Annotated in this window: 24 protein-coding genes and 1 pseudogene; 16 read left to right on the forward strand and 9 right to left on the reverse strand. The window is 64.0% G+C overall.

What is annotated here, in order from left to right:
- Window positions 1–141: 141 nt before the first annotated feature.
- The 16 genes and pseudogenes from fliF to ACYG97_RS17240 all read left to right on the forward strand — a co-directional run bounded on the left by fliF (window position 142) and on the right by ACYG97_RS17240 (window position 17352).
- Entirely contained in the window at window positions 142–1782 is a 1641-nt protein-coding gene (fliF, locus tag ACYG97_RS17165) for a flagellar basal-body MS-ring/collar protein FliF (protein WP_023733438.1), read from the forward strand.
- 3 nt (window positions 1783–1785) lie between these two features.
- Window positions 1786–2412, forward strand: a complete 627-nt coding sequence (locus ACYG97_RS17170) for a hypothetical protein (RefSeq protein WP_023733439.1) — start codon at window positions 1786–1788, stop codon at window positions 2410–2412.
- Window positions 2413–2443: 31 nt separating this feature from the next.
- Window positions 2444–3790 (forward strand): MotB family protein, encoded by a 1347-nt coding sequence (locus tag ACYG97_RS17175; protein WP_023733440.1) that lies wholly within the window; start codon window positions 2444–2446, stop codon window positions 3788–3790.
- The gene (locus ACYG97_RS17180) at window positions 3787–5217 is read left to right on the forward strand and encodes a chemotaxis protein (protein WP_023733441.1); all 1431 of its coding nucleotides are present in this window, start codon (window positions 3787–3789) and stop codon (window positions 5215–5217) included. The genes ACYG97_RS17175 and ACYG97_RS17180 overlap by 4 nt, the downstream gene beginning before the upstream one ends.
- A gap of 95 nt (window positions 5218–5312) precedes the next feature.
- Window positions 5313–6599: a flagellar hook-length control protein FliK gene (fliK, locus tag ACYG97_RS17185; protein WP_460221600.1), complete on the forward strand. Its 1287-nt coding sequence runs from the start codon at window positions 5313–5315 to the stop codon at window positions 6597–6599.
- Window positions 6532–7117: pseudogene (locus ACYG97_RS17190) on the forward strand (transglycosylase SLT domain-containing protein). Before fliK ends, ACYG97_RS17190 begins: the two are co-directional and overlap by 68 nt.
- Window positions 7118–7337: 220 nt before the next feature.
- Entirely contained in the window at window positions 7338–8006 is a 669-nt protein-coding gene (locus ACYG97_RS17195) for a response regulator transcription factor (RefSeq protein WP_023683295.1), read from the forward strand.
- 91 nt (window positions 8007–8097) lie between these two features.
- A complete protein-coding gene (locus ACYG97_RS17200) occupies window positions 8098–9351 on the forward strand; it encodes a flagellar hook protein FlgE (protein ID WP_023671890.1) in 1254 nt (417 codons plus the stop codon).
- Between the two features lie 177 nt (window positions 9352–9528).
- Window positions 9529–10983, forward strand: coding sequence for a flagellar hook-associated protein FlgK (gene flgK / locus ACYG97_RS17205; RefSeq protein WP_023733443.1), 1455 nt, complete (start codon window positions 9529–9531; stop codon window positions 10981–10983).
- A gap of 3 nt (window positions 10984–10986) precedes the next feature.
- Complete coding sequence (locus ACYG97_RS17210) at window positions 10987–12030, forward strand: flagellar hook-associated family protein (protein WP_023733444.1); 1044 nt, start codon at window positions 10987–10989, stop codon at window positions 12028–12030.
- A 30-nt stretch (window positions 12031–12060) separates the two neighbouring features.
- Window positions 12061–12408 carry a flagellar biosynthesis regulator FlaF gene (gene flaF / locus ACYG97_RS17215; RefSeq protein ID WP_023671893.1) on the forward strand — a complete coding sequence of 116 codons (348 nt, stop codon included), beginning with the start codon at window positions 12061–12063 and terminating at the stop codon, window positions 12406–12408.
- On the forward strand, window positions 12405–12848 hold the full coding sequence (gene flbT / locus ACYG97_RS17220) for a flagellar biosynthesis repressor FlbT (protein WP_023683290.1): 444 nt from the start codon (window positions 12405–12407) through the stop codon (window positions 12846–12848). Before flaF ends, flbT begins: the two co-directional genes overlap by 4 nt.
- Window positions 12848–13255 carry a flagellar hook assembly protein FlgD gene (gene flgD, locus ACYG97_RS17225; RefSeq protein ID WP_023671895.1) on the forward strand — a complete coding sequence of 136 codons (408 nt, stop codon included), beginning with the start codon at window positions 12848–12850 and terminating at the stop codon, window positions 13253–13255. The genes flbT and flgD overlap by 1 nt, the downstream gene beginning before the upstream one ends.
- A gap of 24 nt (window positions 13256–13279) precedes the next feature.
- The gene (fliQ, locus tag ACYG97_RS17230) at window positions 13280–13546 is read left to right on the forward strand and encodes a flagellar biosynthesis protein FliQ (protein ID WP_023671896.1); all 267 of its coding nucleotides are present in this window, start codon (window positions 13280–13282) and stop codon (window positions 13544–13546) included.
- A gap of 71 nt (window positions 13547–13617) precedes the next feature.
- On the forward strand, window positions 13618–15486 hold the full coding sequence (gene asnB / locus ACYG97_RS17235; protein ID WP_023733445.1) for an asparagine synthase (glutamine-hydrolyzing): 1869 nt from the start codon (window positions 13618–13620) through the stop codon (window positions 15484–15486).
- A gap of 222 nt (window positions 15487–15708) precedes the next feature.
- A complete protein-coding gene (locus tag ACYG97_RS17240) occupies window positions 15709–17352 on the forward strand; it encodes an MFS transporter (RefSeq protein ID WP_023733446.1) in 1644 nt (547 codons plus the stop codon).
- Window positions 17353–17375: 23 nt separating this feature from the next.
- Here ACYG97_RS17240 and ACYG97_RS17245 read toward each other — a convergent pair whose 3' ends face one another.
- The 9 genes from ACYG97_RS17245 to ACYG97_RS17285 all read right to left on the reverse strand — a co-directional run bounded on the left by ACYG97_RS17245 (window position 17376) and on the right by ACYG97_RS17285 (window position 24971).
- Window positions 17376–17744 (reverse strand): cupin domain-containing protein, encoded by a 369-nt coding sequence (locus ACYG97_RS17245; protein ID WP_084023716.1) that lies wholly within the window; start codon window positions 17742–17744, stop codon window positions 17376–17378.
- A gap of 58 nt (window positions 17745–17802) precedes the next feature.
- Window positions 17803–19188: an NAD(P)/FAD-dependent oxidoreductase gene (locus tag ACYG97_RS17250; protein WP_023733448.1), complete on the reverse strand. Its 1386-nt coding sequence runs from the start codon at window positions 19186–19188 to the stop codon at window positions 17803–17805.
- Window positions 19189–19238: 50 nt separating this feature from the next.
- Complete coding sequence (locus ACYG97_RS17255; RefSeq protein ID WP_023733449.1) at window positions 19239–20354, reverse strand: ABC transporter ATP-binding protein; 1116 nt, start codon at window positions 20352–20354, stop codon at window positions 19239–19241.
- The gene (locus ACYG97_RS17260; RefSeq protein WP_023733450.1) at window positions 20351–21148 is read right to left on the reverse strand and encodes an ABC transporter permease; all 798 of its coding nucleotides are present in this window, start codon (window positions 21146–21148) and stop codon (window positions 20351–20353) included. Before ACYG97_RS17260 ends, ACYG97_RS17255 begins: the two co-directional genes overlap by 4 nt.
- On the reverse strand, window positions 21148–22020 hold the full coding sequence (locus ACYG97_RS17265; protein WP_023733451.1) for an ABC transporter permease: 873 nt from the start codon (window positions 22018–22020) through the stop codon (window positions 21148–21150). The genes ACYG97_RS17260 and ACYG97_RS17265 overlap by 1 nt, the downstream gene beginning before the upstream one ends.
- Before the next feature lie 22 nt (window positions 22021–22042).
- Window positions 22043–23119: an extracellular solute-binding protein gene (locus ACYG97_RS17270; protein WP_023733452.1), complete on the reverse strand. Its 1077-nt coding sequence runs from the start codon at window positions 23117–23119 to the stop codon at window positions 22043–22045.
- Between the two features lie 37 nt (window positions 23120–23156).
- Window positions 23157–23810 carry a helix-turn-helix domain-containing protein gene (locus ACYG97_RS17275; protein ID WP_027049833.1) on the reverse strand — a complete coding sequence of 218 codons (654 nt, stop codon included), beginning with the start codon at window positions 23808–23810 and terminating at the stop codon, window positions 23157–23159.
- On the reverse strand, window positions 23807–24163 hold the full coding sequence (locus tag ACYG97_RS17280) for a hypothetical protein (protein ID WP_245260783.1): 357 nt from the start codon (window positions 24161–24163) through the stop codon (window positions 23807–23809). Before ACYG97_RS17280 ends, ACYG97_RS17275 begins: the two co-directional genes overlap by 4 nt.
- Before the next feature lie 508 nt (window positions 24164–24671).
- On the reverse strand, window positions 24672–24971 hold the full coding sequence (locus ACYG97_RS17285) for a putative quinol monooxygenase (protein ID WP_023733453.1): 300 nt from the start codon (window positions 24969–24971) through the stop codon (window positions 24672–24674).
- Window positions 24972–25004 lie beyond the last annotated feature (33 nt).

Consider the following 25004-nt stretch of genomic DNA (forward strand, 5'->3'; position numbering starts at 1 on the left):
CCTTTCGCTTTGTGGCTGTGTTTTGACGCATGTCGTTGACCCGGAACCGCTGCACACTTCCGGGCGACATGCTCTATCATCTTCGCACAAGCTTCGCGGTCTAGTGTTCCCACGGAATATCATGCTGGGAGCGCTTGAATCGTGCCGCAACAGATCCAGAGCATCATCTCGAATCTCAGGGCATTTGGCGTCAGGCGCCTTGCCATGCTGGCCGGTATTGCCGCATTGGTGATGGCCGTCATCGGCATCGGCTCGGTCTATCTCAACCGCCCGGCCTATGAGACGCTCTATGTCGGGCTCGATCGCTCCGACGTGAACCAGATCGGCCTGGTGCTCGGCGAAGCCGGCATCGGCTTCGACGTCGGCTCCGACGGCACCTCCGTGCTGGTGCCGGCCGGCACCACCGCGCAGGCGCGCATGCTGCTCGCCGAAAAGGGCCTGCCGACCAGCGCCAATGCCGGCTACGAACTGTTCGACAATGTCGGTTCTCTTGGCCTGACCTCCTTCATGCAGCAGATCACCCGCGTGCGCGCCCTGGAAGGCGAGATCGCCCGCACCATCCAGTCGATATCCGGCATCAAGGCCGCCCGCGTTCACATCGTCATGTCCGAGCGCGCCAATTTCCGCCGCGACGAACAGCAACCCTCCGCCTCGGTGGTCATCCGCTATTCCGGCATCGACGCCGAAAAGAGCGCCATGTCGATCCGCCATCTCGTCGCCGCCGCCGTGCCGGGCCTGTCGGCCGACAAGGTTACCGTGCTCGATTCCAACGGCAACCTTCTCGCCGCCGGCGACGATCCCTCCAACACAAGTGCTGCCCGCACGCTCGGCGTCGAGCAGACCGTCGAGGCGCAGATCGGCGACAACATCCGCCGCGCGCTGACGCCTTATCTCGGCCCCGACAATTTCCGCGCCAGCGTCAAAGCCGACGTCAATACCGACACCCGCCAGACCGAAGAGACAATCTTCGATCCGGAGTCGCGCGTGGAGCGTTCCGTGCAGTCCGTGCGCGCCAACGAAAACAGCAATCAGAGGCAGGCCTCGACCCCGGCCACCGTCGAGCAGAACCTGCCCGAGACCCAGGCGACCAGCACCGATGGTCCGCAGACGTCATCGGAGAATGATCGCAAGGAGGAGATCACCAATTACGAGATCAACTCCAAGAAGATCGCCACAGTCTCCAACGGCTATTCCGTCACCAAGATGTCGATCGCCGTCGTCGTCAACCAGCAGCGGCTGATGACCATCCTCGGCAAGGACGCCACACCCGAACAGATCGCCAAGCGCGTCGCCGACATCCAGAAAATGGTCGCCTCAGCCACCGGCTTCGACGACAAGCGCGGCGACATCATCGATGTCTCGGCGGTCGAGTTCATCGACGGGCTGGACGGCGAGCCGGTCGAACAGCCGGGCATAATGGCGTCGATCGGAACCCATGCCGGTACGATGATCAACGCCGGCGCGTTCATCGTCGTGGTGTTCCTGGTCGCCTTCTTCGGCCTGAGGCCAATGGCCGCCGCGCTGAGCGCGCGGCCGACGCCGGCACTTGCCGGTCCGAGCTTCGACGACGTCCAGCGTTCACTGCCGACACCCGAAGCCGCCAGCGCCGAACCGGCGCCGGCTGCCTTGCCCGGCAGCCGCCCCGGCCCGACTCCACTCGATGATCTTCGCCAGAAGATCAGGCCGGCGCCGCAGGAGCGGCTTGCCCGCATGGTCGACATCAATGAGGAGCGCACCGCGCAGATCCTGCGCAAATGGGCGGCCCAGGAAGCAGCGGTATAGACCATGGCCTCGGCAGCGCTTTTCGACCTTTTGCCGGATTTCGGCGCACGCAGCCAGCGTGCCGGCCAGCCCTCGCTCGCGGCCATGGCCGAGCCAAGGCCGGAGACGTCGGCGCCGCAGGCCGACATCGGCGCGCTGATCGCCGAAGCGGTCATCGATGCCGAAGCCGCCCTTGAAGCCCGCCTTGCCATCGCCCACCAGGCAGCGCTCGAGGCGCAGAGCCAAGCCAACGCCGATGAAGCAAAGGCCTTTCTGGAAAGTTTCGGCGGCGATCTCGGCGCGGTCGTCACTGCCCGTATCGAGATCATGGAGGCCAAGGTCAGCGACCTCGTCGGCGCCACCATTGCGCGCATCATTGGCGGCCTTGTCAGCGACGATCTGCAGAAGCGTTCGCTGGGAGCCCTTGCCGGCACGATCCGCGAAGCCGTCGGCGACAGCGAGGCGGTGCGCATCGCCGTGCGCGGACCGCTGTCATTGTTCGAGACGCTGAAGGCTTCGCTCGGCCCACGCGCGGCCAATCTCGATTTCATCGAGGCGCCCGGCTTCGACCTTACCGTCGCCATTGACGAGGCGGTGTTCGAAACCCGCATTGCCGAATGGTCGGCCGCCTTGTCGGAGGCCCTGTCATGAGCGGGGGCCCTATTATGAACGAGTGGACGTCATGAGCGTTGTCGAGGCCGCAGACGCCAGGCACGAGATCATCATCGTGCGGCGCAATCACGACGACCACGACGACGCCCACCATGGCGGCGTCTGGAAGATTGCCTTTGCCGATTTCATGACCGCCATGATGTGCTTCTTCCTCGTCATGTGGCTGATCAACGCCGCTAACGAGCAGACCAAGGCGGCCGTTGCCAGCTACTTCAATCCGGTCAAGCTGGTCGATCGCAACGCCAGCCGCAAGGGCCTCGAAGACCTCGGCGATGGCCCGAGCAAGGTCGGGCTGACGGCGGACGACCCGCGGGACAAGACCAGCAAGGCCGGACAGGACGGCATCGGCGGCGCCGGCACCTCGGACAAGAAGCAATCGAAGGAACCGGCGCCGAAGACCGATCTTTCCGACGAGCATCTGTTTGCCGATCCCTATGCGGTGCTGTCGGAAATCGCCACCGACACCGGCGTCATGCAAAATGTCAGCGAGAAGGGCGATGGCGGCGCGCAGGCGTCCGGCCCGGCTACCGGCGCATCCGGTGGCCAATCCTACCGCGACCCGTTCGCGCCGGATTTCTGGTCGCAGCAGGTGGCTGCACCAGGCGCCGAAGCCACCGCCGAACGCACCAAGATCGAAGGCGATCCGCTGAAGCCGGGTGACAAGGCGGCACAGACGCAAGTGGCGGAGGTGAAGGCCGTGCCGGCCGCGCCGCCAGTGGCCGCGGCGCCGCTCGAGCCGCTGGCGAAATCCGTTTCCGATAAGCCGCTGACCAAGGCTGAAGCCAAAGCAGAGGCCAAGGCTGAAGCAGCGAAGGCCGAAATTGCAAAGGCCGAAGCCGCCGAAGCACAACCCGCACCCAAACCCGAAGCCGCGGAAAAAGCGCCGACGGCCGCCACTGTTAGAGCCGCGGCGCAGGTCAAGCAGGAACTGGCCGAGGCCTTCAAGCCAGGCGACAAATTGCATAATGGCGTCTCCGTCGAAGCCACCGACAAGGGTGTCGTCATTTCGATCACGGACCAGTTCGATTTCGGCATGTTCGAGATCGGATCGGCGGTGCCTAGGCGTGAACTGGTGCTGGCGATGGAAAAGATCGGCCGCATCGTCAACGAGCAGAAAGGCACGATCAGCATCAACGGCCACACCGACGCGCGGCCGTTCCGCAGCGACACTTACGACAATTGGCGGCTGTCCACGGCGCGCGCCCATTCCGCCTATTACATGCTGGTGCGCGGCGGCGTCGACGAGCGCCGCATCACCGAGGTCGCCGGCTTCGCCGATCGCGAGCCGAAAATCGCAGCCGACCCGATGGCGGCCGCGAACCGCCGCATCGAAATCCTGATGGCGACCGACGGATGAGGCGCGCCGCCATCATCGGCCGCGCCGTCGGGCTGCTGCTGCTGAGCGCTGTCCATCCGCCATCGGCCTTCGCCGAGGACGGCTTGCAGCCCTATCAGCTGGTGCGCTCGCTGCAGCTTGTGCAGGACCGCATCGCCGCCGGCGATCACGCCGCGCTGCCGATGCAGGCCAAGCTGCTCGAAATGGCCGACACAAGGCTGCGCGCGGCGGACGCAGATGATTTCAGCGACCCGAAGAATTTTCGCGCCTTGCTGGTCTATGGCATGAGTGGCGGCAACCCCGTCACCGTCGAGGCGGCGGTGTCGCGCGCCAAGACCGACCCGCAAAGCCTGACCATCGCCAAGGGCATTGTCGATTATCTGAACGGCCGGCAGGCGGCTGCGATCGAGGCGCTGAAGCCGATCGATCCGATGACCCTGCCCGCCGATGTCGGTGCCTTTCTGGCGCTGGTCAAGGGCTCGCTTCTCGCCACCGAGCAACCGGTCAGCGCGCTTGCGCTGCTCGATGATGCTCGCCTGCTCAGCCCCGGCACGCTGGTCGAGGAAGCAGCGCTGCGCCGCTCGGTCGGCATCGCCGCCGCGCAAGGCGACGGTGCGCGTTTCGCGCTTGCCTCAACCCAATATGTCGAAGACTACCTCTATTCGCCCTATGCCAGCCAGTTCGCCGACGCCTTCGTCTCCGGCGTCATCACGCTGCACATGGCGATCAGCCAGGACAAGCTCGCCGACATCACCGCAATGATGGATCCAGAACGCGAGAAGGTGATCTATCTGCGCATCGCCCGCCGCGCCGCGATCGACGGCTTTGCCGATCTCTCCGCCTTTGCCTCGGCCAGGGCTGAACGGGGCCGCGACGGCATCCACAATCAGGACGATCCGCGCGCCCAGCTCTATTCCAGCCTGTCCACGGTAACGTCCGGCACCATCGGCGAGGTCCGCGCCAAGCTGGACAAGATCGATCGCAACCAGCTTTCGCAAAGCGACCGCGACCTGCTCGATGCCGCGCAGGCGGTGGCGGGTGAAGTCATCGCCCCGCCGGCGCCGCTGCCTGCCGAAAAGCCCGCACCTGCCGCGGCCAGGCAGGAGCCGGTCAAGACCGCTGCCGTGGAAAGACCCGACGAGCCAGAGCTGCCGCCGGTCGAAGGCGCGATGCCGGAACAGCCAGCCGCCACAACGTCGAGTGAACAGCCCGCAACCGACCAACCGAAGGCGGCAAGTGAGCCGGCCGCGCAGGCACCGAGCACGCCAGAGGCAAAGGCGGCGGAAACGCCTGCAGTCGCCTCGGCCAGCGATGCGGCTCCGGTCGTGCCGGCATCGGTGCCGGCCCCCGCCGCAGTAGAGCCTACCGATCCCACCGACGCCGCCATGGCGAGGACGCGTCACCAGCTCGATTTGATCGACCAGATGCTTGGAGCAGCCCCGAAATGACCACCAATGTTGGCCAGGCCCTGCCGGCTCCCGCGCACGCCGGATCGAAGCAGTCGGCCTCAAACGCCAAAGGTGGCGACAAAAGCTTCGGCGACATGGTGCGCGGCGACGACGATGCGCCGACACCGATAGGCCAGGGAGCAATTGAGGCCGCGTCGCACGAGCTGCATTGGGCCAAACGCAGCCCTGCCGGTCCCGGCAAAAGCGAAATCCCACACACCCAGTCTGGCAAAACGGGGACGAAATCCGCTGCCGGCAAGGCCGCAAAAGAACATGCCGATAGTGGCCCGGACAAACCATCCAACGACGCTGAAGTGGCCGGACGAGACGCGGATGCAGGACCGCTGCAGGATCATTTGCCATTGGTGCTGGCGCTGCACGATATCAGGCATTTCTCAACGGTCCGGACAAGCGGGAACGGCATCGCGACGAATGGACAGACTGGGCAACCGGCGCCCGCTGGCGAGGCCATTTCTGCACAGACGTCGCCTCTGAAGAGACACCGCGCAGCTTCCGGCATTGACGACAGACTCGACACGACGACGCGATCCGAACGGGCCAAGACCGGTACCAGCGTATCAGCACGGGATCAGAGGCAAAAGCTGCCCGCGATCGGGCTCCAGTCCGGCAAACTGCCGCATCAGGATGGTCCGACGCCTCCTCTATCGGCGGACCAGACGGCAAGCGACGTTTCGGCACCCGAGGCAAAACGGTCCGCGCCGTCGGCGAAGGCCGTCGATGGAGCCCATTCCGCGGCATCGTCCACACCGGGGAAACAGGCGCCATCCGCTGCGCGCGTCGACATTGTCGCCGAGCAGAGTTTCCCGGCCCCGGCGCAAAGTCCGATGAACCAGACGACTTCGGCGCTTATCGACGCGCTGGCTTCGGACAACGGCTTGCGGCAAGCGGTCTCGACGCCGTCGACGACCGCCCAGACGGCCGGTTCTGTTGCCGTTCCGACACATATATTGAAGATCGAGCTTCACCCGGCAGAGCTCGGCATGGTCACCGCCAGTCTGAGGCTTTCCGGAGAACAACTTTCGATAGAATTGAAGCCCGAAACCCATGAGGCTTACCGCCGTCTCGCCACCGATAGCGACGCCATCGTGAAGTCGTTGCGCGGGCTCGGCTTCGATGTCGACAAGGTCACCATCCTGCAACCTTCGATAGCAGTCCACGCAGGGGTTCGCAGCGATGCAGCGAACTCGCTGCCAATGCCGCAAGGCCGCGACCAGTCCGCTTTTCAGCCCGGAAACTCGAGCGGCAACAATACGGGTTCGGGCGGCCACCAGTCGGGAAGAAACCGCAATGACGATGCCCAGGAATTCGGCCCCGCTGGCGCGCCTGCTCGCGAGCGCGCTGGCGACGATATGTTTATCTAGCCTCGCCACCAAGCCGGCCACCGCCGCCACCAACCTTTGCGAGCCCGAGATTTTGCGTGCCGCCGACCGCTATGGCGTGCCCGCCGGCATCCTCTATGCGGTCGGGCTGACCGAGACCGGAAAGAAGGGTAGCTTGCAACCTAATGCGCTGAATATACAGGGGAAAGCGGTATTTCCAAGGAACCGCACTGAGGCCCTGGCCGCCTTCGAAGCAGCCCGGCGCGAGGGCAAGACACTCATCGATCTCGGCTGCATGCAGATCAACCATCACTATCACGCCGCGCATTTCCGCAGCGTCGACGACATGCTGGACCCGCGCCAGAATGTCGACTATGCCCCGCTTCCTGGCCAGCCTGCATGCGCGTCATGTCAGCTGGTCGATGGCCGTCGCCCGCTACCACGCCGGCCCCGACAATGACCCCGCGCAGAAATTCTACGTCTGCCGCGTCATCGCCAATATGGTCGCCACCGGCTTCGGCAAATGGACCCCGAACGCCCGCAACTTTTGCAACCATTAGGTGAACCATCTCTTGCGAACGGCTGCAAATCCACGCCCGGCGGGTGACGTGCCACGTCACCCGTTCGGCAACCAACGATACAACCTCCTGATTGCGGTTATTTCGAAACTCGAAATAACTCCCAAGAAAATAGCTACAAGAAATGATGGTTGTTCAGGATTCCCGGCACCGGTTACGGCTCTTCCCACGGGGCAGATGATCTGATTCGGAGGCGGGGCCGATGATTGTAATCGTTGACGAGCGTGAGCTCGTAACTGAAGGCTATAATTCACTTTTCGATCGTGAGGGCGTCGCCTGTGCAGGCTTCGCGTCCGGCGAATTCGGCGAGTGGGTGACATCGGCCGCCGACACGGATTTGCGATCGGTCCGAGCCTTCCTCATCGGCGACTGCCGCGAAGGCGCCATCTCGCCACGCCAGATCCGCGACCGCACCGGCGCTCCGGTCATTGCGCTGAGCGAACAGCACTCGCTCGAGAATACGCTGCGGCTGTTCGAGAGCGGTGTCGACGACGTCATCCGCAAGCCGGTCCATATCCGGGAGATCCTGGCCCGCATCACCGCCATCCGCCGCCGCGCCCATGAGGACGTCAGCTATACCGAGATCGGCGCCATGCGCATCTTCATGGACGGCCGCGATCCCGAGATCGATGGCCAGCCGTTGCCTCTGCCGCGTCGCGAGCGCCGCATCCTCGAATATCTGGCGAGCAACCGCGGACGCCGCGTCACCAAGACCCAGGTCTTCAACGCCATCTACGGCATCTTCGACGAAGAGGTCGAGGAGAACGTCGTCGAGAGCCACATCTCCAAATTGCGCAAGAAGCTGCGCGAAAAGCTCGGCCAGGACCCGATAGATTCCAAGCGCTTCCTTGGCTACCGGCTGGTGTTCTGATGGCGGTCTGCGCCAGCCTCGCGCAAGACAGAAATTATATCCTCGCGACCACAGATGGGCCCAACGATGTTGGGCATTGAGGAGACGTTCGATGAGCCTTTACGGAATGATGCGGACCGGCGTTTCCGGCATGAACGCGCAGGCCAACCGCCTTTCGGCGACAGCCGACAACATCGCCAATTCCGACACCACCGGCTACAAGCGATCCTCGGCCGAGTTTTCGACGCTGATCATGCCGCAGGTCGGCGGCGCCTATAATTCCGGCGGCGTCAACACCACCATCCGCTCGGCCATCAGCGCTCAGGGCGTGCTGCAGTACACGACCTCGGTTTCCGACCTTGCGGTCAACGGCAACGGTTTCTTCGTCGTCCAGGACCCCAGCGGAACGCCTTTCCTCACCCGCGCCGGCGCATTCGTTCCCGACGCTCAGGGCAGGCTGGTCAACGCCGCCGGCTACCAGCTGATGGCATACAGCTACGCCAACGGCACGCCGGCAGCCACCGCCAACGGCTTCGAAGGGCTGGTTCCGGTCCAGATCTCCGACCAGGAAATGACGGCGACGCCCAGCACCACAGGCAATTTCAACGCCAATCTGCCGGCTGGCGCCACGCCGCCCGCCGGTCCGCTGCCTTCCACCAACAGCCCGACCGCCGAATACACGTCGAAGTCCTCGATGGTCACCTACGACAATCTCGGCAACAAGAAGCTGCTCGACGTCTATTTCACCAACACCGGCACCGGCGCCTGGTCGGTCTCTGTGTTCGACCAGTCCCAGGCGACGCCGGGCACATCCTTCCCCTATACGGGCGGCGCGCTGGCCACGGCCAACCTGACCTTCGACACCACCACCGGCAAGCTAACCGGCGCGGTCGACAGCATAACGATCCCCGTACCGGGCGGTGCGTCGCTCGACCTCGATTTGTCCAAGCTGACTCAGCTCGGCACCGGCTTCACGGTCTCCGAAGCCAAGGTCAACGGCAACGCGCCCAGCACGATCGAAAAGATCCAGATCGGCGAGGACGGAGTCATTTACGCCCAGTATCAGGACGGCTCGACCAAGCCGCTGTTCAAGATCCCACTGGCCGACGTCCAGAGCGCCGACAACCTCACCGCACTGCCTGGCAATGTCTATGCGCAGTCCACCGACTCCGGCACCGTGCGCATCGGCTTCGCCAATGAAGGCAAGCTCGGCAGCATCATCTCCGGCGCGTTGGAAAATTCCAACGTCGATATCGCCGAGGAATTGACCAACATGATCGCGGCGCAGCGCAGCTACACCGCTAACTCGAAAGTGTTCCAGACCGGTTCCGACCTCATGGATGTCCTTGTCAACCTGAAGAGATAAACGACGGGCGCCAGGGGAATGAACCCAAACCAGGGCAGCGCGGTGCGCGGATTTCGAATTCAAGGCCACACCGGCAAACCGGCCGGGGTGGTCTGGAATTGCAGGTTTCCGAAACGCCGACGCCGCCGACAGGGCAGAGACGTCATCCCCTCCCCACTGGCCTCGTGAAAGACCCGCATGTCGCTGACTTCCGCATTGACCATAGCCCAACAGTCGCTTCAGATCACATCGAAGCAGACCAGCGTCCTTTCCCGCAATATTGCCGACGCCAGCAACCCCGACTATGCCCGCCGCACGGCGGTCGTCGTCAGCAGCGCGCCCGGCGCCCGCTCGGTCGAGATCCAGCGCGCCACCAACGCCCTGCTGTTTCGCCAGAACCTCAGCGCGCAATCGGCATGGAGCGGCCAGAGCACGCTTTACAGCGGAATTGACCGCCTCGCCGTTGCCGTCAACGGCGTCGACAACGCCTCCTCTGCCTCGACCGCGATCGGCAAGCTGCAGAACGCGCTGCAGCTTTACGCCGCTACGCCATCCAACCAGAACCTCGGCTCCAGCGTCATCGACGCGGCCCAGCAGGTGGTGCGCGCTCTGAACGACGGCACCAACGCGATCCAGGATTTCCGCACCCAGGCCGATGGCGAGATATCAACGGCGGTTAACGATCTCAACTCGCTGCTTAGTCAGTTCCAGGAGGCCAACAAGGCGGTCATCTCCGCAACCCGTTCGGGTACCGACGCATCCGACGCGCTCGACCAGCGCGACGCTTTGCTGAAGAAGATCGCGGACTATGTGCCGGTGTCGACCTTCACGCGTGGCGACAACGACATGGTCATCACCACCAAGGATGGCACGACACTGTTCGAGACCATTCCGCGCTCGGTAAGTTTCACCCCGTCGGCGGGCTACACGGCCGGCACACCAGGCAACACCATCTACATCGACAATGTGCCGGTCAGCGCCGGGGCTGGCGGCAACACCAGCGCCGACGGCAAGCTCGCCGGGCTCATCACCTTGCGCGACGGCGTCGCGGCGACGATGCAGAGCCAGCTCGACGAAGTGGCGCGCGGCCTCATCACCGCCTTTGCCGAAACAGCACCTTCGCAGCCCGACCGAACCGGCCTGTTCACCTGGTCGGGTGCGCCCGCCATTCCGGCCGCCGGCACGCTGATCGACGGGCTTGCCGGCTCGATCAAGGTCAACGCCGCAATGGACTCGAGCGTCGGCGGCAATCCGGTGCTGCTGCGCGACGGCGGCGCCAATGGTGCGGCCTATATCGCCAACACTGCCGGCAACGCCTCCTATTCGCAGCTCTTGATCGGCTATGGCGACAAGCTCGACAAGCCGATGCCTTTCGACGCTGCGGCCGGCATCACCGTCACGTCCAGCGTGTCCGACTACGCCGCCAATGCCATTGGCTGGTTCGAAGGCCAGCGCCAGCAGGCCTCGAGCAACGCCGACGCCAAGGAAGCGCTGGCATCGCGCACCGCCGAGGCGCTGTCCAACGACACCGGCGTCAATGTCGACCAGGAGATGTCGCTGCTGCTCGACCTCGAACACACCTATCAGGCCTCGGCGCGCATGATGAAAACCGTCGACGACATGCTGTCGGCCCTGCTCGATGCCGTGGGATAAGCCATGAAAGCCACATCCGTCTCCTCAGCCGCTCTCTCCAACGCCGCGCGCTATCAGCAGATGCGCATGCAGGGCGAACTGGTCAAAGCCACCAAGGAATCGACGACCGGCACCGTCGCCGATGTCGGTCTGGCGCTCGGCGCGCGCACCTCGCAGGCGGTCACCTTCTCGCGCGACCTCGACCGGTTGAACGTCATCATCGATTCCAATTCGCTGGTCACCGCGCGGCTGTCCTCGACGCAGGCTGCGCTTGGCCAGCTTTCCGACACTGCGCAGAATTTGCTGACCGCACTGACCGCCGCCGGCAATTCCTCGAGCACCATCACGCAGCAAGCCGGCAAGGCCGCCGTGCAGCAGATGACCTCTATCCTCAACGCCAGCGTCAACGGCGAATATCTGTTTGCCGGCACCAACACCGACGTCAAGCCGATCGATGACTTCACTGCCGCCGGCTCGCCGGCCAAGGCGGCGTTCGACGCTTCCTTCTCGTCGTATTTCGGCTTCACGCAGACCGATCCGCTCGCCGCCAACATCACCGCCGCCCAGATGGATAGCTTCATCACCAGCAATGTCGTGCCGCAGTTCATGGGCGCCGGCTGGCAGGCCAACTGGTCGAACGCCACCGACCAGCAGATCGTCAGCCGCATTTCGCTGGGCGAAACCACCCAGACCTCGGCCAGCGCCAATGAAGACAGCATCCGCAAGCTCGCCATGGCTTCCGCCCTGGTCACCGGCCTGCTCTCCGGCAACATCAGCCAGGCGGCGAAGACCACCGTCGTCGGTCGCGCCCAGGCGATGGTCGGCGAGGCGCTGGGCGGACTCGGCCAGTTGCAGGCCGAGACCGGCCTTGCCGAGAAGCGTGTTTCCGACGCGAGCGACCGCATGAAGACGCAGGTCGACCTGTTCGAGCGCCATATCCTCGATCTGGAGGGCGTCGATCCGGCCGAGGCCGCCACCCGCGTCGCGGATCTGACGCAGCATATCGAGACGTCCTTCGCGCTGACCGCGCGCCTGCAGCAGATGAGCCTGCTGAACTACCTGACCTGACAATCTCAACCGCAACGGTAGAGCCAAACGATGTATCAATTCTCCTACGCCGACATCCAGACAGACTCCGTTGCCGATGCGAAAGATCGCGAGCGGCAGCTTTTGACCCGCTCGATCGAAATGCTGGCGGCGGCGGCGGCGGTCGGCCACACCTCGATGGAGGCGGTCGAAGCGCTGCACTTCACCAACCGGGTCTGGACCACCTTCGTCGAGGATCTCGGTTCCAGCGACAATGTCCTGCCCAAGGAACTGCGCGCCAACCTCATCTCCATCGGCCTGTGGCTGCTGCGCGAGGCCGAGGACATCCGCCAGGGCCGCACCGACAATTTCGAAGGGCTGATCGAAGTGTCCCAGATCATCCGGGACGGCATTCAATGACCAACACGCTGAAGATATCGCTGAAGCCGAACGAGAAGATCTACATCAACGGCGCCGTCATCCGCGTCGACCGCAAGGTCACCGTCGAGCTGATGAACGACGTACAGTTCCTGCTCGAGAACCATGTCATCCAGGCCGACGATGCCTCGACGCCGCTCAAGCAGCTCTATTTCATCCTGCAGGTGATGCTGATGAACCCGGCCGGCGCCATCGAGGCGCGCGCCATGTTCCGCCGCTCGCTGCCCTTGCTTTTGGCAAGCTTCGAGGATGAGCAGATCAGTGGCGCGCTGAAGCAGATCGACCGCATGGTCGGCGAGGACCATATCTATGAAGCGCTGAAGGCTATCCGTGCGCTTTATCCGCTCGAACGCCGCGCACTTGGCGGCAACGACGATGTTCAGGGTGCGAAGCGCCCGCTGGCCGTGGGAGCACAATACTGATGAATGTGGACATGACGACGACGATCCCCACGGGTGCCAACCAGGGTACCCAGCAGACATCGAAGACAGCGGTCGACTACCAGTCGTTCCTGAAGCTGCTGATCGCCGAGATGAAGAACCAGGATCCGACGAAACCGATGGATTCGACGCAGTATGTCGCCCAGCTCGCCACCTTCTCGCAGGTAGAGCAATCGGTGCAGACCAACACCAAGCTCGACCAGATCATGCAGTCGTCGGCGCTATCGCAGGCCGATGCCCTGATCGGCCGTTCGATCACCTCGGCCGACGGCAAGACGACCGGCGTCGTGGCCTCGGTCAAGCTTGCAAGCAACGGCGTGATCGCCGTGCTGCAGAACGGCACCGAAGTGCCGGTCGGCGCGGGCGTTTCGATAAAGCCGGCCAGCTAGACAGTTCCATAGAGGCGCGCTCACATGAACGAGGCCGACGCCCTAGACATCGTCCAGTATGCGGTGTGGACGGTGCTCGTCGCGTCCGCGCCGGTGGTGCTGGTTGCCATGGTGGTCGGCATCGGCATCGCGCTGATCCAGGCCCTGACCCAGATCCAGGAAATCACCCTGACCTTCGTACCCAAGATCGTAGCCATCATGCTGGTCGTGGCGCTGACCGGTCCGTTCATCGGCAGCCAGATATCGGCCTTCACCAACGTCATCTTCGAGCGCATCGAAAACGGGTTCTAGGCAGCGCTTGCAGGCGGCTGTGTTCCGGCTAGATTGCAGGCCATGACTCAGGCAGAACTCACCGGCAGGCCATGTGCGGAATAGCCGGCGTTTGGCGCAAACGAAACCCGATCGACGCCAACGACCTGTCGGATGTCGCCAGCATGATGCAGGCGCTGGTACATCGCGGCCCCGACGATCATGACAGCTGGCACAACAATCGGCTGGCGCTCGGTCACCGCCGACTTACCATCATCGATCCCTCGCCCGCCGCCCGTGAGCCGATGCTGACTTCTTCCGGCGATGGCGCTCTCGTCTACAATGGCGAGGTCTACAATTACCGCTCGCTGCGCGAAACGCTGCAGGCGCAAGGCGTCGTCTTTCGAACCATCTGCGATGCCGAAGTGGTTCTCGAAGCCTTGCATCACTGGGGTCCCGAAAAAGCCGTGCCGCTGTTCGACGGGATGTTTTCCTTCGCCTATTTCGACGCTCGCAGCAGTGCGCTGTGGCTTGCGCGTGACCGTCTTGGAATCAAGCCGATGTCGGTGGCCGACACGCCGGAGCGAATCCTGTTCGCCTCGGAGGACAAGGCGATCCTCGCCTGCGACGGTTTTCCGCGCGACATCGACAGCCGCGAGATGACCTTGCGGTTGGCCTGGCAGAGCCGCGATTCCAGCTACAGCCTGTTCGACCGCATCGAGCGCCTGCCGCCCGCCGGCCTGTGGAAAATCACCGACCAGGGTATCGAGAAGCGCCGCTTCTGGCATGTGCTGGACGTGCTGGAGACCGCGCGCATTACCGGTGACGTATCCTCTGATGCTGAGCACATGGCGACGCTCGAGGCGTTGCTCAAGGACAGCGTCGGGCTTCACTGCATCGCCGATACCAGCGTTGCTACCGCCTGCAGCAGCGGTGTCGATTCCGGGCTGATAACGGCGCTGGCAAAGCGGTTCAGGCCGGAAGTCCACGGTTATGTCGTCGACCCGCAGCTCGGCAACAGCGAGGCCGAAGACGCCGAACGCACCGGCCGCCATGTCGGCGTGCCCTTGCGCCGGGTGCCGGTCGACAGGAACCGGTTTTTCGAACTTTGGCCAAGGGTAATCTGGCATCTTGAAAGCGATGGCTGGCACTCCAGCCATGTCGCACTGCTGGCGCTTGCCGAACGATGCCGGGCCGATGGCGTCAAGGTGCTGCTCACCGGCGAAGGCGCAGACGAATTGTTTGGCGGCTACCCCTTGCAGGCCTTGAGCATGAAGAAGTGGCGTTCCTGGTCGTGGCCCCGGCGCCTGGTGCACTCGAAGCGCTCGCTCGACCGGAGATTCGAACAGCAGCGTCATGCCCCCTACAAGGTCTCGGCTGGAAGCCACTCACAAATGGATCGCAGCATGGTCATGCGTGCTTTGTCGCCGGAGCTGAATTTCCTGCAAACCGAGATCTTCGACCGCCTGGAGCCGGTTATGCCGCCCGCGGATCGCGCCTTTCTCGGTAGTTGCCTCTACGACCTCTATTCGCATCTGCAGGACATACTGCACCGGCACGACCGGCTGAGCATGGCGGCGTCCGTGGAACTGCGGGTCCCGTTCCTGGAAAACCGCCTGATCGACTTCGCCATCCATTTGCCGAGGCGGCAGAAATACCGCGACAAAACAGGAAAATGGCTTTTGCGAAAGGTCGCTGAAAAGCATATTCCGCGCCAGAACGTCCAGGCGCGCAAGATCGGCTTCGAGATGTCGTCGCAATTTTCGGCCGGCACGGAGACTTTGCTACGCGGCGGTTTCCTGCGCGATGCCTTGAAATGGCCCGCCGCGAATTTAGAGGACATGGTCCAGTTGGCGCGGCGCGAGCAACCATCCAGGCTGCGGCTTGTCGGCATGGAGCTTTTCCTGCGCCTTCACGCCGGCGGCGAGACGCCTAGCACGCTGACCGAAGCCTTGCATGCCGCTGCCCGGGACAGAAGCTGAATTTGCGCACGGCCGACACCCCCGCGCAGTGGACCAATGAGAACATCGCTCTGGGAGCGGACCCTTCCCGGCTGACGTATTTTCGCCTTGCTATCCTGTTGTTGGACCATGATCTTTTTCGAAGACGCGTTCGCCCTTTTGGATGTCGTGCTCTATTTCAAACGGATGCCATGATTGTCGTCCCGGCGGACGAAACCAGCACGTGAAGGTGGGACAGGTCCAATGATCGATGACGGGTCGGACAGCGAACGCGTCTCGGCGCTGGCGCCGTTCCGGCACGGCATCTTCCGCGCCGTCTGGTCGGCCAGCCTGGTGTCGAATTTCGGTGGCCTGATCCAGGGCGTCGGCGCCGCCTGGATGATGACCACCATCGCCACGTCGCCCTATCAGGTGGCGCTGGTCCAGGCCTCGGCCACTCTGCCGATCATGCTGTTTGCACTCGTCGCCGGCGCCATCGCCGACAGCTTCAACCGGCGCAAGGTGATGCTGATCGCCCAAATCTTCATGCTGGTCGTCTCTGCACTTCTAACGCTGTTCACCTGGAACGGCTGGATGACGCCGTGGACGCTGCTTGCCTTCACCTTCCTGATCGACAGCGGCACGGCGCTCAACAACCCGTCCTGGCAGGCATCGGTCGGCGACATGGTGCCGCGCAACAAGCTGCCGGCCGCGGTTGCGCTGAATTCGCTGGGCTTCAACCTGACACGCAGCGTCGGCCCGGCGATCGGCGGCATCATCGTTGCCGCCGCTGGTGCGGCTGCTGCGTTCGCCGCCAATGCGCTGAGCTATATAGGTCTCATCATCGTGCTATTCCGCTGGAAGCCGGAGCTGCCGGTCTCGACGCTACCGCGCGAGACGCTGGGCGCCGCCATGGGCGCCGGCCTGCGCTATGTCGCCATGTCGCCCAACATCGGCAAGGTGCTGGTCAGGGGCTCCGCCTTCGGCTTCAGCGCCGGCGCGGTTTTGGCGCTGCTGCCGCTGGTGGCGCGCGACGTCGTCAAGGGCGATGCCTTGACCTACGGCATCATGCTCGGCGCCTTCGGCATCGGCGCCGTCGGCGGCGCGCTGATCAGCGTGCGTCTCAGACAATTGCTATCCAGCGAGACGATGGTGCGGATGGCCTTCGCCGGCTTTGCCGTCTGCTCCTTCAACGCCGCCATCAGCCTCAATGCCTGGCAGACTGCGGCGGGTTTGCTCATCGGCGGCGCCTGCTGGGTGATCGCGCTGTCGCATTTCAACGTCACGGTGCAGATGTCGACGCCGCGCTGGGTCGTCGGCCGGGTGCTGTCGGTCTACCAGACGGCGACCTTCGGCGGCATTGCGCTGGGCAGCTGGATCTGGGGCGTCGTTGCCGATGCGCATTGCGCCGAAGCCGCGCTGATTGCGGCGGCCATCGCGATGCTTGTTGGCGGCGCCATCGGCCTGTTCCTGCCGCTGCCGCAGCAGACGACTCTCAACCTCGACCCGCTCAACCGCTTCAAGGAGCCGCATCTCGGCCTCGACCTGAAGCCGCGCAGCGGCCCCATCGCCATCATGATAGAGTACATTATCCGCGACGAAGATGTGCCCGAATTCCTCGCCACCATGGCCGAGCGCGGGCGCATCCGCCGCCGCGACGGCGCCCGCAACTGGACGCTGGCTCGGGACCTAGAAAATCCCGCAGTCTGGATCGAACACTACCACACGCCGACCTGGCTGGAATACATCCGCCACAACCGGCGCGCCACCCATGCCGACGCCGTCGTCGGCGAGCGGGTGCGGGCGCTGCACAGCGGCGACGAACCGCCGCGCGTGCGCCGCCTGATCGAGCGCCCGACGACCGCCGGCACCGCGCTGGTCTCGCCGAAGGGGCCGATCGATCACTGAGCTCGCCATAGCCGTAGCGCCGGTCAGCCGGCGCTCTGGATCATGTAGAGCTTGCGCGTGGTCTCGCGTATCAGCCACTCGCCCTTCCAGCCCTGCGGCAGGACGAGGAGATCGCCCGGACCGAGTTCCCGCACCTCGCCACCGATGCGGCTCAGTTCCACGCGCCCCGAAATGATGTGGCAGATCTCCGACGAGTCCGAACGGTCGGCGGTGAAGCGGCCGGGCGTGCATTCCCAGATGCCGATGTCGACGGTCCCGTCCGGCGATTGAAAGAACGAGCGCACGGCCTCGACCTGATCCCCTTCAATCGAGGTTGGCTTAGGAGAGAACGCGCCGATCTCGGCCTTGGCGAGATCGTGGAAGGTCGAAAGATCGATCAAGTCTAGCTCCATGGATAAGAGCAATTCCAGGAAAGGTGTCTGCCCCGGAATTGCGTGAGAACAAATGGCTTTAGTGGCCGGTGATGCTGTCGGCCAACGCGGCCAGCTTCGAGGTGCGCGCAAGCCCTGCCGCCTCGCGGCCATCGGCAATGCGATAAAGCTGGTACATCGAATGCACGCCCAGCCAGCGGAAGGGCTCCGGTTCCCATGGCCTGACCTTGCGGTTGACCCAGGGCAGCTTCGTCAGCTCGGTGTTTGCCCCGAGAACAAGGTCAGCCAGCGTGCGCCCCGAAAGGTTGGAGCTGGACACGCCGAGGCCGACATAGCCGCCGGCCCAGCCGATGCGGGTCGCGGGGTCGAGGCCGACCGTGGTGCACCAGTCGCGCGGCACGCCGAGCACGCCGCACCAGGCGTGATCGATGCGGCATCCCTTGGTCTGCGGCAAGAGCGTCGTCAGGATCGTGTGCAGCTGGTCGATCGTGGCCTGCTGCGTCTGGCCGTTGACGTCGGTGCGCGAGCCGTAGCGATAAGGGACGCCGCGTCCGCCCATCGTGATGCGTCCCTCACGCGTGCGCTGGGCATAGCAATAGGCATGCGCCGCATTGCCGAGCAGTTCGTGCCCTTCCCAACCGATGTCGCGCCACAGGTCGGGCGGCAGCGGCTCGGTCACGATCTGCGCGCTGTTGAGCGCCAGCCAGGTCCGCTCCTCGCCGGGGATGCCTGATGTAAAACCCTCGGTCGCGCGGATGATCGTCTCCGCCTGCACCGTACCGCGGTCTGTCGTCACACTGCCCTTGGCGATGCTTGTCACCGTCGTCTTCTCATAGATCGGCACGCCCAGCCGCTCGACGGCATCGGCAAGCCCACGCACCAGCTTGGCCGGCTGCACCCGCGCCTGGCCATGCACGACGAAGCCGCCCATGACGTTACGGATGTTGATGCGCGTGCGCGTTGAGGCGGCGTCCAGCATCTCGGCGCGGTTCGGGTCGACATCCCAGGAACGGATCGTCTCGCATTCTTCGCGCACGCGCTCCAACTGCGCTGCGTTGGTGGCCACCGTCAGGTTGTCGACGCGGCGAATGTCGGCGTCGATGCCTTCCTCGGTCGCGACCCGGATCACTTCGTCGACGCAGCCTGCCATCGCAGCCTGCATCGCCATCACGCCTTGCCGGCTCGATGTCTTGAGATATTTTTCGCGCGACCAGCTGAAGCCGCCCGACAGCCAGCCGCCATTGCGCCCCGAAGCGCCGAAGCCGGCAAATTCGCGCTCGATCACCACGACGCGCAGCGACGGCTTCGCCTTTTTCAGATAGTAGGCGGTCCACAGGCCAGTATAGCCGGCGCCGACAATGGCGACATCGGCCTCGATATTTCCAGGCAAGGGCGGGCGCGGAGCGGGAACCGCCCCCAGATCCGCATACCAGAATGATATGTCGCCGTTGCGCTTGGCTTGCATGGAATGACTTTCAGATGAGATCAGGCCAGATGGGATCAGGCCAGATGGAATCAGGTGAGTGTGGTGTCGGCGCTTGCGTCGTCCGCCAGCAGCTTGGCGTCGCTGCCGTCGAAGCAGAGCTCGACCTTGTCGCCGAGGCCAAAACTCTCGCCGGTTAGCGGTGAGCGCACGATCGCGGCCGAGCCGTCGGCGAGCTTAACTTCGTATTTCGATTCCGAGCCGAGATAGATGGCTTCCGCGATCGTCCCCGACAGGCGGTTGGCGCCATTGGCAGCACTTTGGCCGGCTCTTCGGATCGCGAGCTTTTCGGGACGCAGCAGCATCACCGGACTGGCTTCTCCCGACAGCTTACGCGGTACCGTCACCGTCTCGCCGGCGATGCTCAGCGCGGTGCTGTTGCCATCGCTGCGCGCCTTGCCGCGCAGCACGGTGGAATCGCCGATGAAGCGGCCGACGAACAGCGTTGCCGGCTCGTCATAGAGCTGGCGGCCGGTGCCGACCTGCTCGATGCGCCCGCGGTTGAACACGGCGATGCGGTCCGACAGCACCAGCGCCTCTTCCTGGTCGTGCGTGACATAGACGAAGGTGGTGCCGAGTTCGCGATGGATGCGCTTGATCTCGAGCTGAAGCCATTCGCGCAGCTTCTTGTCGAGCGCGCCGAGCGGCTCGTCCATCAGGAGCAGCGGCGGGTCGAAGACGATGGCGCGTGCCAACGCCACGCGCTGCTGCTGGCCGCCCGACAATTCGCTGGGATAGCGATGCGCGAAATCGCCCATCTTGACCATGTCGAGCGCCCTTGCCACGCGTGTCTGCCGCGTCGCCTGGTCGACGCCGCGCAGCGTCAGCGGATAGGCGACGTTGCGGCCGACGCTCATATGCGGGAACAGCGCGTAATGCTGGAAGACGACGCCGATGTTGCGCTTGTGCGCCGGCACGCCGACGACGCTTTTTTCCCCGACCAGAAGCTTGCCGCTGGTGACATCGGTGAAACCGGCAATCACGTTGAGCGTCGTCGTCTTGCCCGAGCCGCTGGGGCCGAGCAGCGTCATGAACTCGCCGGGCTCGATGCGCAGCGACACGCCGTCCAGCGCCTTGAAGCCGCCATAGGCCTTGCTGATCGCTTCGAGATCGATCGAGGCGCCCTTGCTTGTCGGCTTCGGATTCATTGGCGTCCTTTCCGCTCGCGGCCAAGAAGGAGCATGCCGCCGCCGATCAGGATCGTGGTCGCGAAAAGCAGGATCGTGCCGACAGCCGCCACCGTCGGGTCGGCATCGCGCGTAATCGACGCGAAGATCTGCACCGGCAATGTCTTGAGATAGGGGTTCGTGATGAACAGCGACACGACAATCTCGTCGAACGAGGTGGCGAAGGCGAACAGCAGGCCCGAGAGCACGCCCGGCGCGACCAGCGGCAGCGTCACCGTGCGAAACGTGGTCAGTGCGCCGGCGCCCAGGCTGGCTGCGGCTGTCTCCAGCCGGCGGTCGAACACTTCGAGACTGGCCGAGACCGCGATCAGCACGAAGGGCAGCGCAAGGATGGTGTGGGCCAGCACGAAGCCGAGCAGCGTCCCGACGAGCTGCGTGTCGAGATAGACGGCATAGATGCCGATCGCCAGCACCACGCCCGGCACCACCATCGGCGTCAGCATCAGCATACGCAAAAGGTTCGCCGGCCGCGCCTTCATGCGGTCGAGGCCGAAGGCGGCAAGCGTGCCGAGCACCGTTGCCAGGACGGCAACGATGGAGGCGACTTTCAGCGAGTTCAGGAAGCTGTTCGACCAGTCCGGATTGGTGGCGAAATTCTGGTACCACTGCCAGGAAAAGCCTTGCGGCGGAAACGCCAGCGATTTGTTTTCGTTGAACGACATCGGCACCACGACCAGCGTCGGCGCCACCAGCCATATCGCCACCAGCAGGCAGACGAGCCCGAGAAGAACGCGGGTGAGCGGCTTCATCTCCATCAGCGCCGCCCCGCTTCCCGATGACTGGACCGCATCACAGGTGCTGCCAGCGCCAGCAGCACGAAGGTGGTGACCAGCAGAACGACGCCCATGGCGCCGCCCCTGCCCCATTGCAGCAGGCTGAGCACCTGCGTCTGCACCAGCGTCGACAGCATGGTCGAGCGCGGGCCGCCGAGCAAAGCAGGCGTGATGTAGAAGCCGAGCGACAGGATGAAGACGATGATCGCGCCGGCATAGACGCCGGGCAGCGACAGCGGCAGATAGACGGTGAAGAACGCGCGCGACGGCCGCGCACCGAGGCTTTGCGCCGCACGCATCAGCCTGAGGTCGATGCCTTGCATCACGGAATAGAGCGGCAGGATCATGAACGGCAACAGCACCTGCGCCATGCCGATGACCACGCCGGTCTGGGTGCGGATCAGCTTGACGCCGCCGAACCCGACCGAGCGCAGCAACGAATTGATGACGCCCGAATCCTGCAGCAGGATCACCCAGGACAGCGTTCGCACCACACCGCTCACCCAGAACGGGATCAGCACGCAAAGCACCAGCACCAGCCGGACGCGCGGCCCGACCGCGGTCATCAGATAGGCATAGGGATAGGCCGCGATGACGCACACCAGCGTCACCCAGGCCGAGATGACAAAGGTCCGCTGCAGCACTGTCAGGTTGACCGGCGCACCGAAGAACCAGGCATAGTTCCGCAGCCCCCACTCAGGTTCCGACAGGCTGCGCAGTACGATGGTGAGCAGCGGGTAGCCGATCACCGCGACAAGCAGGATGAGCGCCGGCGCCGTGAGCGCGAACGGCCGCCACGCCCGACCCGGCCGCGCATCGGCGGCGGGTTGGGCAACGGGGTCGGACGCGCTCACGGCCTGGCTCTCACTCGGCTGTTCAGTTGCCGGCCATCAGCGCCGACCACTTCTCCTGCGCCACCGGGAAGTTCTCGACCCAGAACTTGATGTTCTGCTTGTAACCCTGCTTCTGGCGCTCGGGCGTGTTGGTCAGGAAGGCGGCGACCGACGCATCGACCTTGGGCTGCGCGTCATTATTGATCGGCGTATAGGAGGTCTGCTGCGCCAGGATCTCCTGCGCCCTCTTGCCGAGATAGGCATTGAGCAGCGCATAAGCCGCATCCGTATCCTTGACGCCGACCGGAATGGTCATCTGGTCCATCACCACCAGCCAGTCCTGCCAGGCCGGCGCATATTTGGCGCCGTTCTTCACCGCCGTCATGGCACGTCCGGTCCACATCATCAGCATGTCGGCTTCGCCAGATTCGGCAAGCTGCTGCGATTCAGCGCCGGTCTTCCAATAGATCGTGTCGGGACCGAGCTTGCGGATGACATCGATGGCCTTGTCGATGTCGGCCACCGTCATCGCCTTCGGGTCGCCGCCAGACGCCTTCAACGCCTGCTCCAGCAGGCCGCCCGTCGGGTCGCCCGAACCGTCGAGCGCGCGCGTGCCGGGGAATTTTGCCGTGTCGAAGAAATCGGCCCAGTTCTTGGGCGGGTTATCCCCATACTTCTCCTTGTTGTACATCAGCACGACGCCGTAGTTCATGGCCGGCACCGAGCATTCGCCGACCTGGCCCTCGGGCACCTTGGAGACGTCGAGCTTGCTGAAATCAAGCTTCTGGAACAGCTTGCCGCAATAGACGTAAGGCGGCAGGTCGGCGGTGTCGACGACGTCCCAGGTGACGTTGCCGGATTCGACCTGCGCCTGCAGCTTGGCGATCTCTGTCGGCCCGTCATTGAGCAGCGTGGCGCCGGACTTTTCGACGAACTCCTTGAGCGCGGCGGCCTGGCCGTCCTGGTAGATGCCGCCATAGGAGACGAGCGTCATCGTCTTGCCCTTGAGCGAGCCTTCCTTGACCTCACCCGCGACAGGCTTTTCCTGCGCGAACGCTGCGGTTGCCAGAACGCCGAGCGCCAGCACGGCGCCAAGGCCAAGATGTCTTGTTTTCAGCATGATTATTGTTCTCCCATTTGACCCGCATGGATTGAACCTACCTGGCTGCGAGCGGTTTCCAGGCCCTGTATTGATCGAGTTCGGCGCGCACCGAAGTCGGTGGCGCAATGATCCACATCACCTCGGCTCGGCCACTGCCGATGTTCTCTGAGCGATGTGCTGTCGATGTCGCGTATTCGATGCTGTCGCCCTCTTCCAGCACATGCCTGACATCGCCGAGCGAAACCTCGACGATGCCGCGCAGCACGACGAGCATCTCGTGCGCGTCGCCATGGGTGTAGAGCGCTGGGCCGGTCGAGCCGCCGATTTCGAACTCGCCGACATAGACTTCCATGTCGCTTAAAGGGGGACGCGAGAGCAGCATCTTGCGGCAGCCGTCGCTGGGCGGCAGGCTCGGCCGCTCGCTGCGCAGCAAGACCCCGCGCTGCCCGGCGGCACTATCCTCGAACAGCATCGCCACGCTCACCCCAAGCGCCGAGGCCATCTGGTTGAGCGAGGCGGTGCTGGCCCCGGTCAGGCCGCGCTCGAGCTGGCTGATGAAGCTGGCGCTGGTCCCGGTCAGCTCGGCGAGCTCACGCAGCGAAAGCCGGCGGCCGAGACGCAGGCTCTTCAGCCGCTGGCCCAGCATCTGATGGGCATGCGTCGCTGTCGAGGCGACGCCGTTCTTGACCGGAGCCTGGTCGGTGCTCATCCCGTCTTTTTCTCCCACTGAACAACTTGTACAGTGACACTGTACACGTGGCAAGCGCCGGGACATTTTAAAATGCCGGCTGAGGCCTGTTCTTCGCCCGACAGGTCGCGCCGCGCCTTGTCGAGTCCTCGGCGTAGCGTCGCATCAGATGGCCCTCGGTCAAAAGCCGACAACGGCCCGGTTGTCGAAATTCTCGACCACCGCCAGTTCCTCGGCGACGGCGCGCTGGAGGTTCCGGCGGCGGACTGGACGTTCATGCTCGGCACCAGCACCGCATCCGTGAACTTGGCCAGCGCCAGCACCGGCGTGTCACCATCGGACGGATCGCTGTGCAGTTCGGCGACGATCAGCACGCCGACATAATGCCGGCTGCTTGCGGCGCCATTCTGGTGCTGAGGAGCAGTCAGGCTTGCCGCCCCGCTTCAATTCCCCGCGAGCGTGTCGAGGTATATGAGCGATCGCTTACGCAATCGACGCAGCTGTGTTATTTTTGGCCGTCTCTATTTCCCTCAAGGAGGAGAAGATGAGTGCGCGGGGATTTTTTCATTAGCTGTTGGCATGATTTTTTTGAGCTCGTCTGCGGTGAGCAATTCAAGCATGGATATGCCGGTTAGGTCTGTTGTGTCACACCCGATGTCTCTTTTTTTGGCGGGAGGCAATCCGGAAAGCCAAAGCCGGCCGGCAAAGGAATTTATCCAGACTGCACAACAAGATGTTTGCTGTCCTGGCGGCTACCCTTGGCATCGCAATTCGACGAACACCTGCTACGGCAGCTATGAAGACTGCCACGATACCGATGGCGGCGGATGGTCCTGCTGCTAGACTTTCTTGGGCCTACGCCTTCTTGACTGTGCCCGGTCCTCAGATCGGCTTCGGCTCGCCGGCCTCGTAGAGCATGAGGTTGCGCTCGCCTATGCCGAGCGATGCCCAGCTCGCCCGCCAATCGGCGATGTGAGGCGAGCGGAAATGCGCGTCGAGCGCGGCCCTGTCGCTCCACACCTCGATTACATGGATGAGCCCGGCGTCGAGCACGTCCTGCGCGTAGGAGTATTCGATGCAGCCGGGCTCCGCCCAGCTGCCCAGTATCATGCGCCGCATGGCCGGCCTTGCCTCGTCGAGCCGTTGCGCAGGCAGGCGAATGGTGCCGATGATCACCAGCATGATCTCTCTCCTCAAGGCCTCTGTCGTCCCGGC

The organism is Mesorhizobium sp. W067, assembly GCF_054719525.1.

Excerpts from the sequence above, each read along its gene's own strand:
- ACYG97_RS17170 (WP_023733439.1), top strand. The coding sequence starts at position 1,786 with ATGGCCTCGGCAGCGCTTTTCGACCTTTTGCCGGATTTCGGCGCACGC.
- ACYG97_RS17175 (WP_023733440.1), top strand. The coding sequence starts at position 2,444 with ATGAGCGTTGTCGAGGCCGCAGACGCCAGGCACGAGATCATCATCGTG.
- ACYG97_RS17180 (WP_023733441.1), top strand. The coding sequence starts at position 3,787 with ATGAGGCGCGCCGCCATCATCGGCCGCGCCGTCGGGCTGCTGCTGCTG.
- fliK (WP_460221600.1), top strand. The coding sequence starts at position 5,313 with ATGGTGCGCGGCGACGACGATGCGCCGACACCGATAGGCCAGGGAGCA.
- ACYG97_RS17195 (WP_023683295.1), top strand. The coding sequence starts at position 7,338 with ATGATTGTAATCGTTGACGAGCGTGAGCTCGTAACTGAAGGCTATAAT.
- ACYG97_RS17200 (WP_023671890.1), top strand. The coding sequence starts at position 8,098 with ATGAGCCTTTACGGAATGATGCGGACCGGCGTTTCCGGCATGAACGCG.
- flgK (WP_023733443.1), top strand. The coding sequence starts at position 9,529 with ATGTCGCTGACTTCCGCATTGACCATAGCCCAACAGTCGCTTCAGATC.
- ACYG97_RS17210 (WP_023733444.1), top strand. The coding sequence starts at position 10,987 with ATGAAAGCCACATCCGTCTCCTCAGCCGCTCTCTCCAACGCCGCGCGC.
- flaF (WP_023671893.1), top strand. The coding sequence starts at position 12,061 with ATGTATCAATTCTCCTACGCCGACATCCAGACAGACTCCGTTGCCGAT.
- flbT (WP_023683290.1), top strand. The coding sequence starts at position 12,405 with ATGACCAACACGCTGAAGATATCGCTGAAGCCGAACGAGAAGATCTAC.
- flgD (WP_023671895.1), top strand. The coding sequence starts at position 12,848 with ATGAATGTGGACATGACGACGACGATCCCCACGGGTGCCAACCAGGGT.
- fliQ (WP_023671896.1), top strand. The coding sequence starts at position 13,280 with ATGAACGAGGCCGACGCCCTAGACATCGTCCAGTATGCGGTGTGGACG.
- asnB (WP_023733445.1), top strand. The coding sequence starts at position 13,618 with ATGTGCGGAATAGCCGGCGTTTGGCGCAAACGAAACCCGATCGACGCC.
- ACYG97_RS17240 (WP_023733446.1), top strand. The coding sequence starts at position 15,709 with ATGATCGATGACGGGTCGGACAGCGAACGCGTCTCGGCGCTGGCGCCG.
- ACYG97_RS17245 (WP_084023716.1), bottom strand. The coding sequence starts at position 17,744 with ATGGAGCTAGACTTGATCGATCTTTCGACCTTCCACGATCTCGCCAAG.
- ACYG97_RS17250 (WP_023733448.1), bottom strand. The coding sequence starts at position 19,188 with ATGCAAGCCAAGCGCAACGGCGACATATCATTCTGGTATGCGGATCTG.
- ACYG97_RS17255 (WP_023733449.1), bottom strand. The coding sequence starts at position 20,354 with ATGAATCCGAAGCCGACAAGCAAGGGCGCCTCGATCGATCTCGAAGCG.
- ACYG97_RS17260 (WP_023733450.1), bottom strand. The coding sequence starts at position 21,148 with ATGGAGATGAAGCCGCTCACCCGCGTTCTTCTCGGGCTCGTCTGCCTG.
- ACYG97_RS17270 (WP_023733452.1), bottom strand. The coding sequence starts at position 23,119 with ATGCTGAAAACAAGACATCTTGGCCTTGGCGCCGTGCTGGCGCTCGGC.
- ACYG97_RS17275 (WP_027049833.1), bottom strand. The coding sequence starts at position 23,810 with ATGAGCACCGACCAGGCTCCGGTCAAGAACGGCGTCGCCTCGACAGCG.
- ACYG97_RS17285 (WP_023733453.1), bottom strand. The coding sequence starts at position 24,971 with ATGCTGGTGATCATCGGCACCATTCGCCTGCCTGCGCAACGGCTCGAC.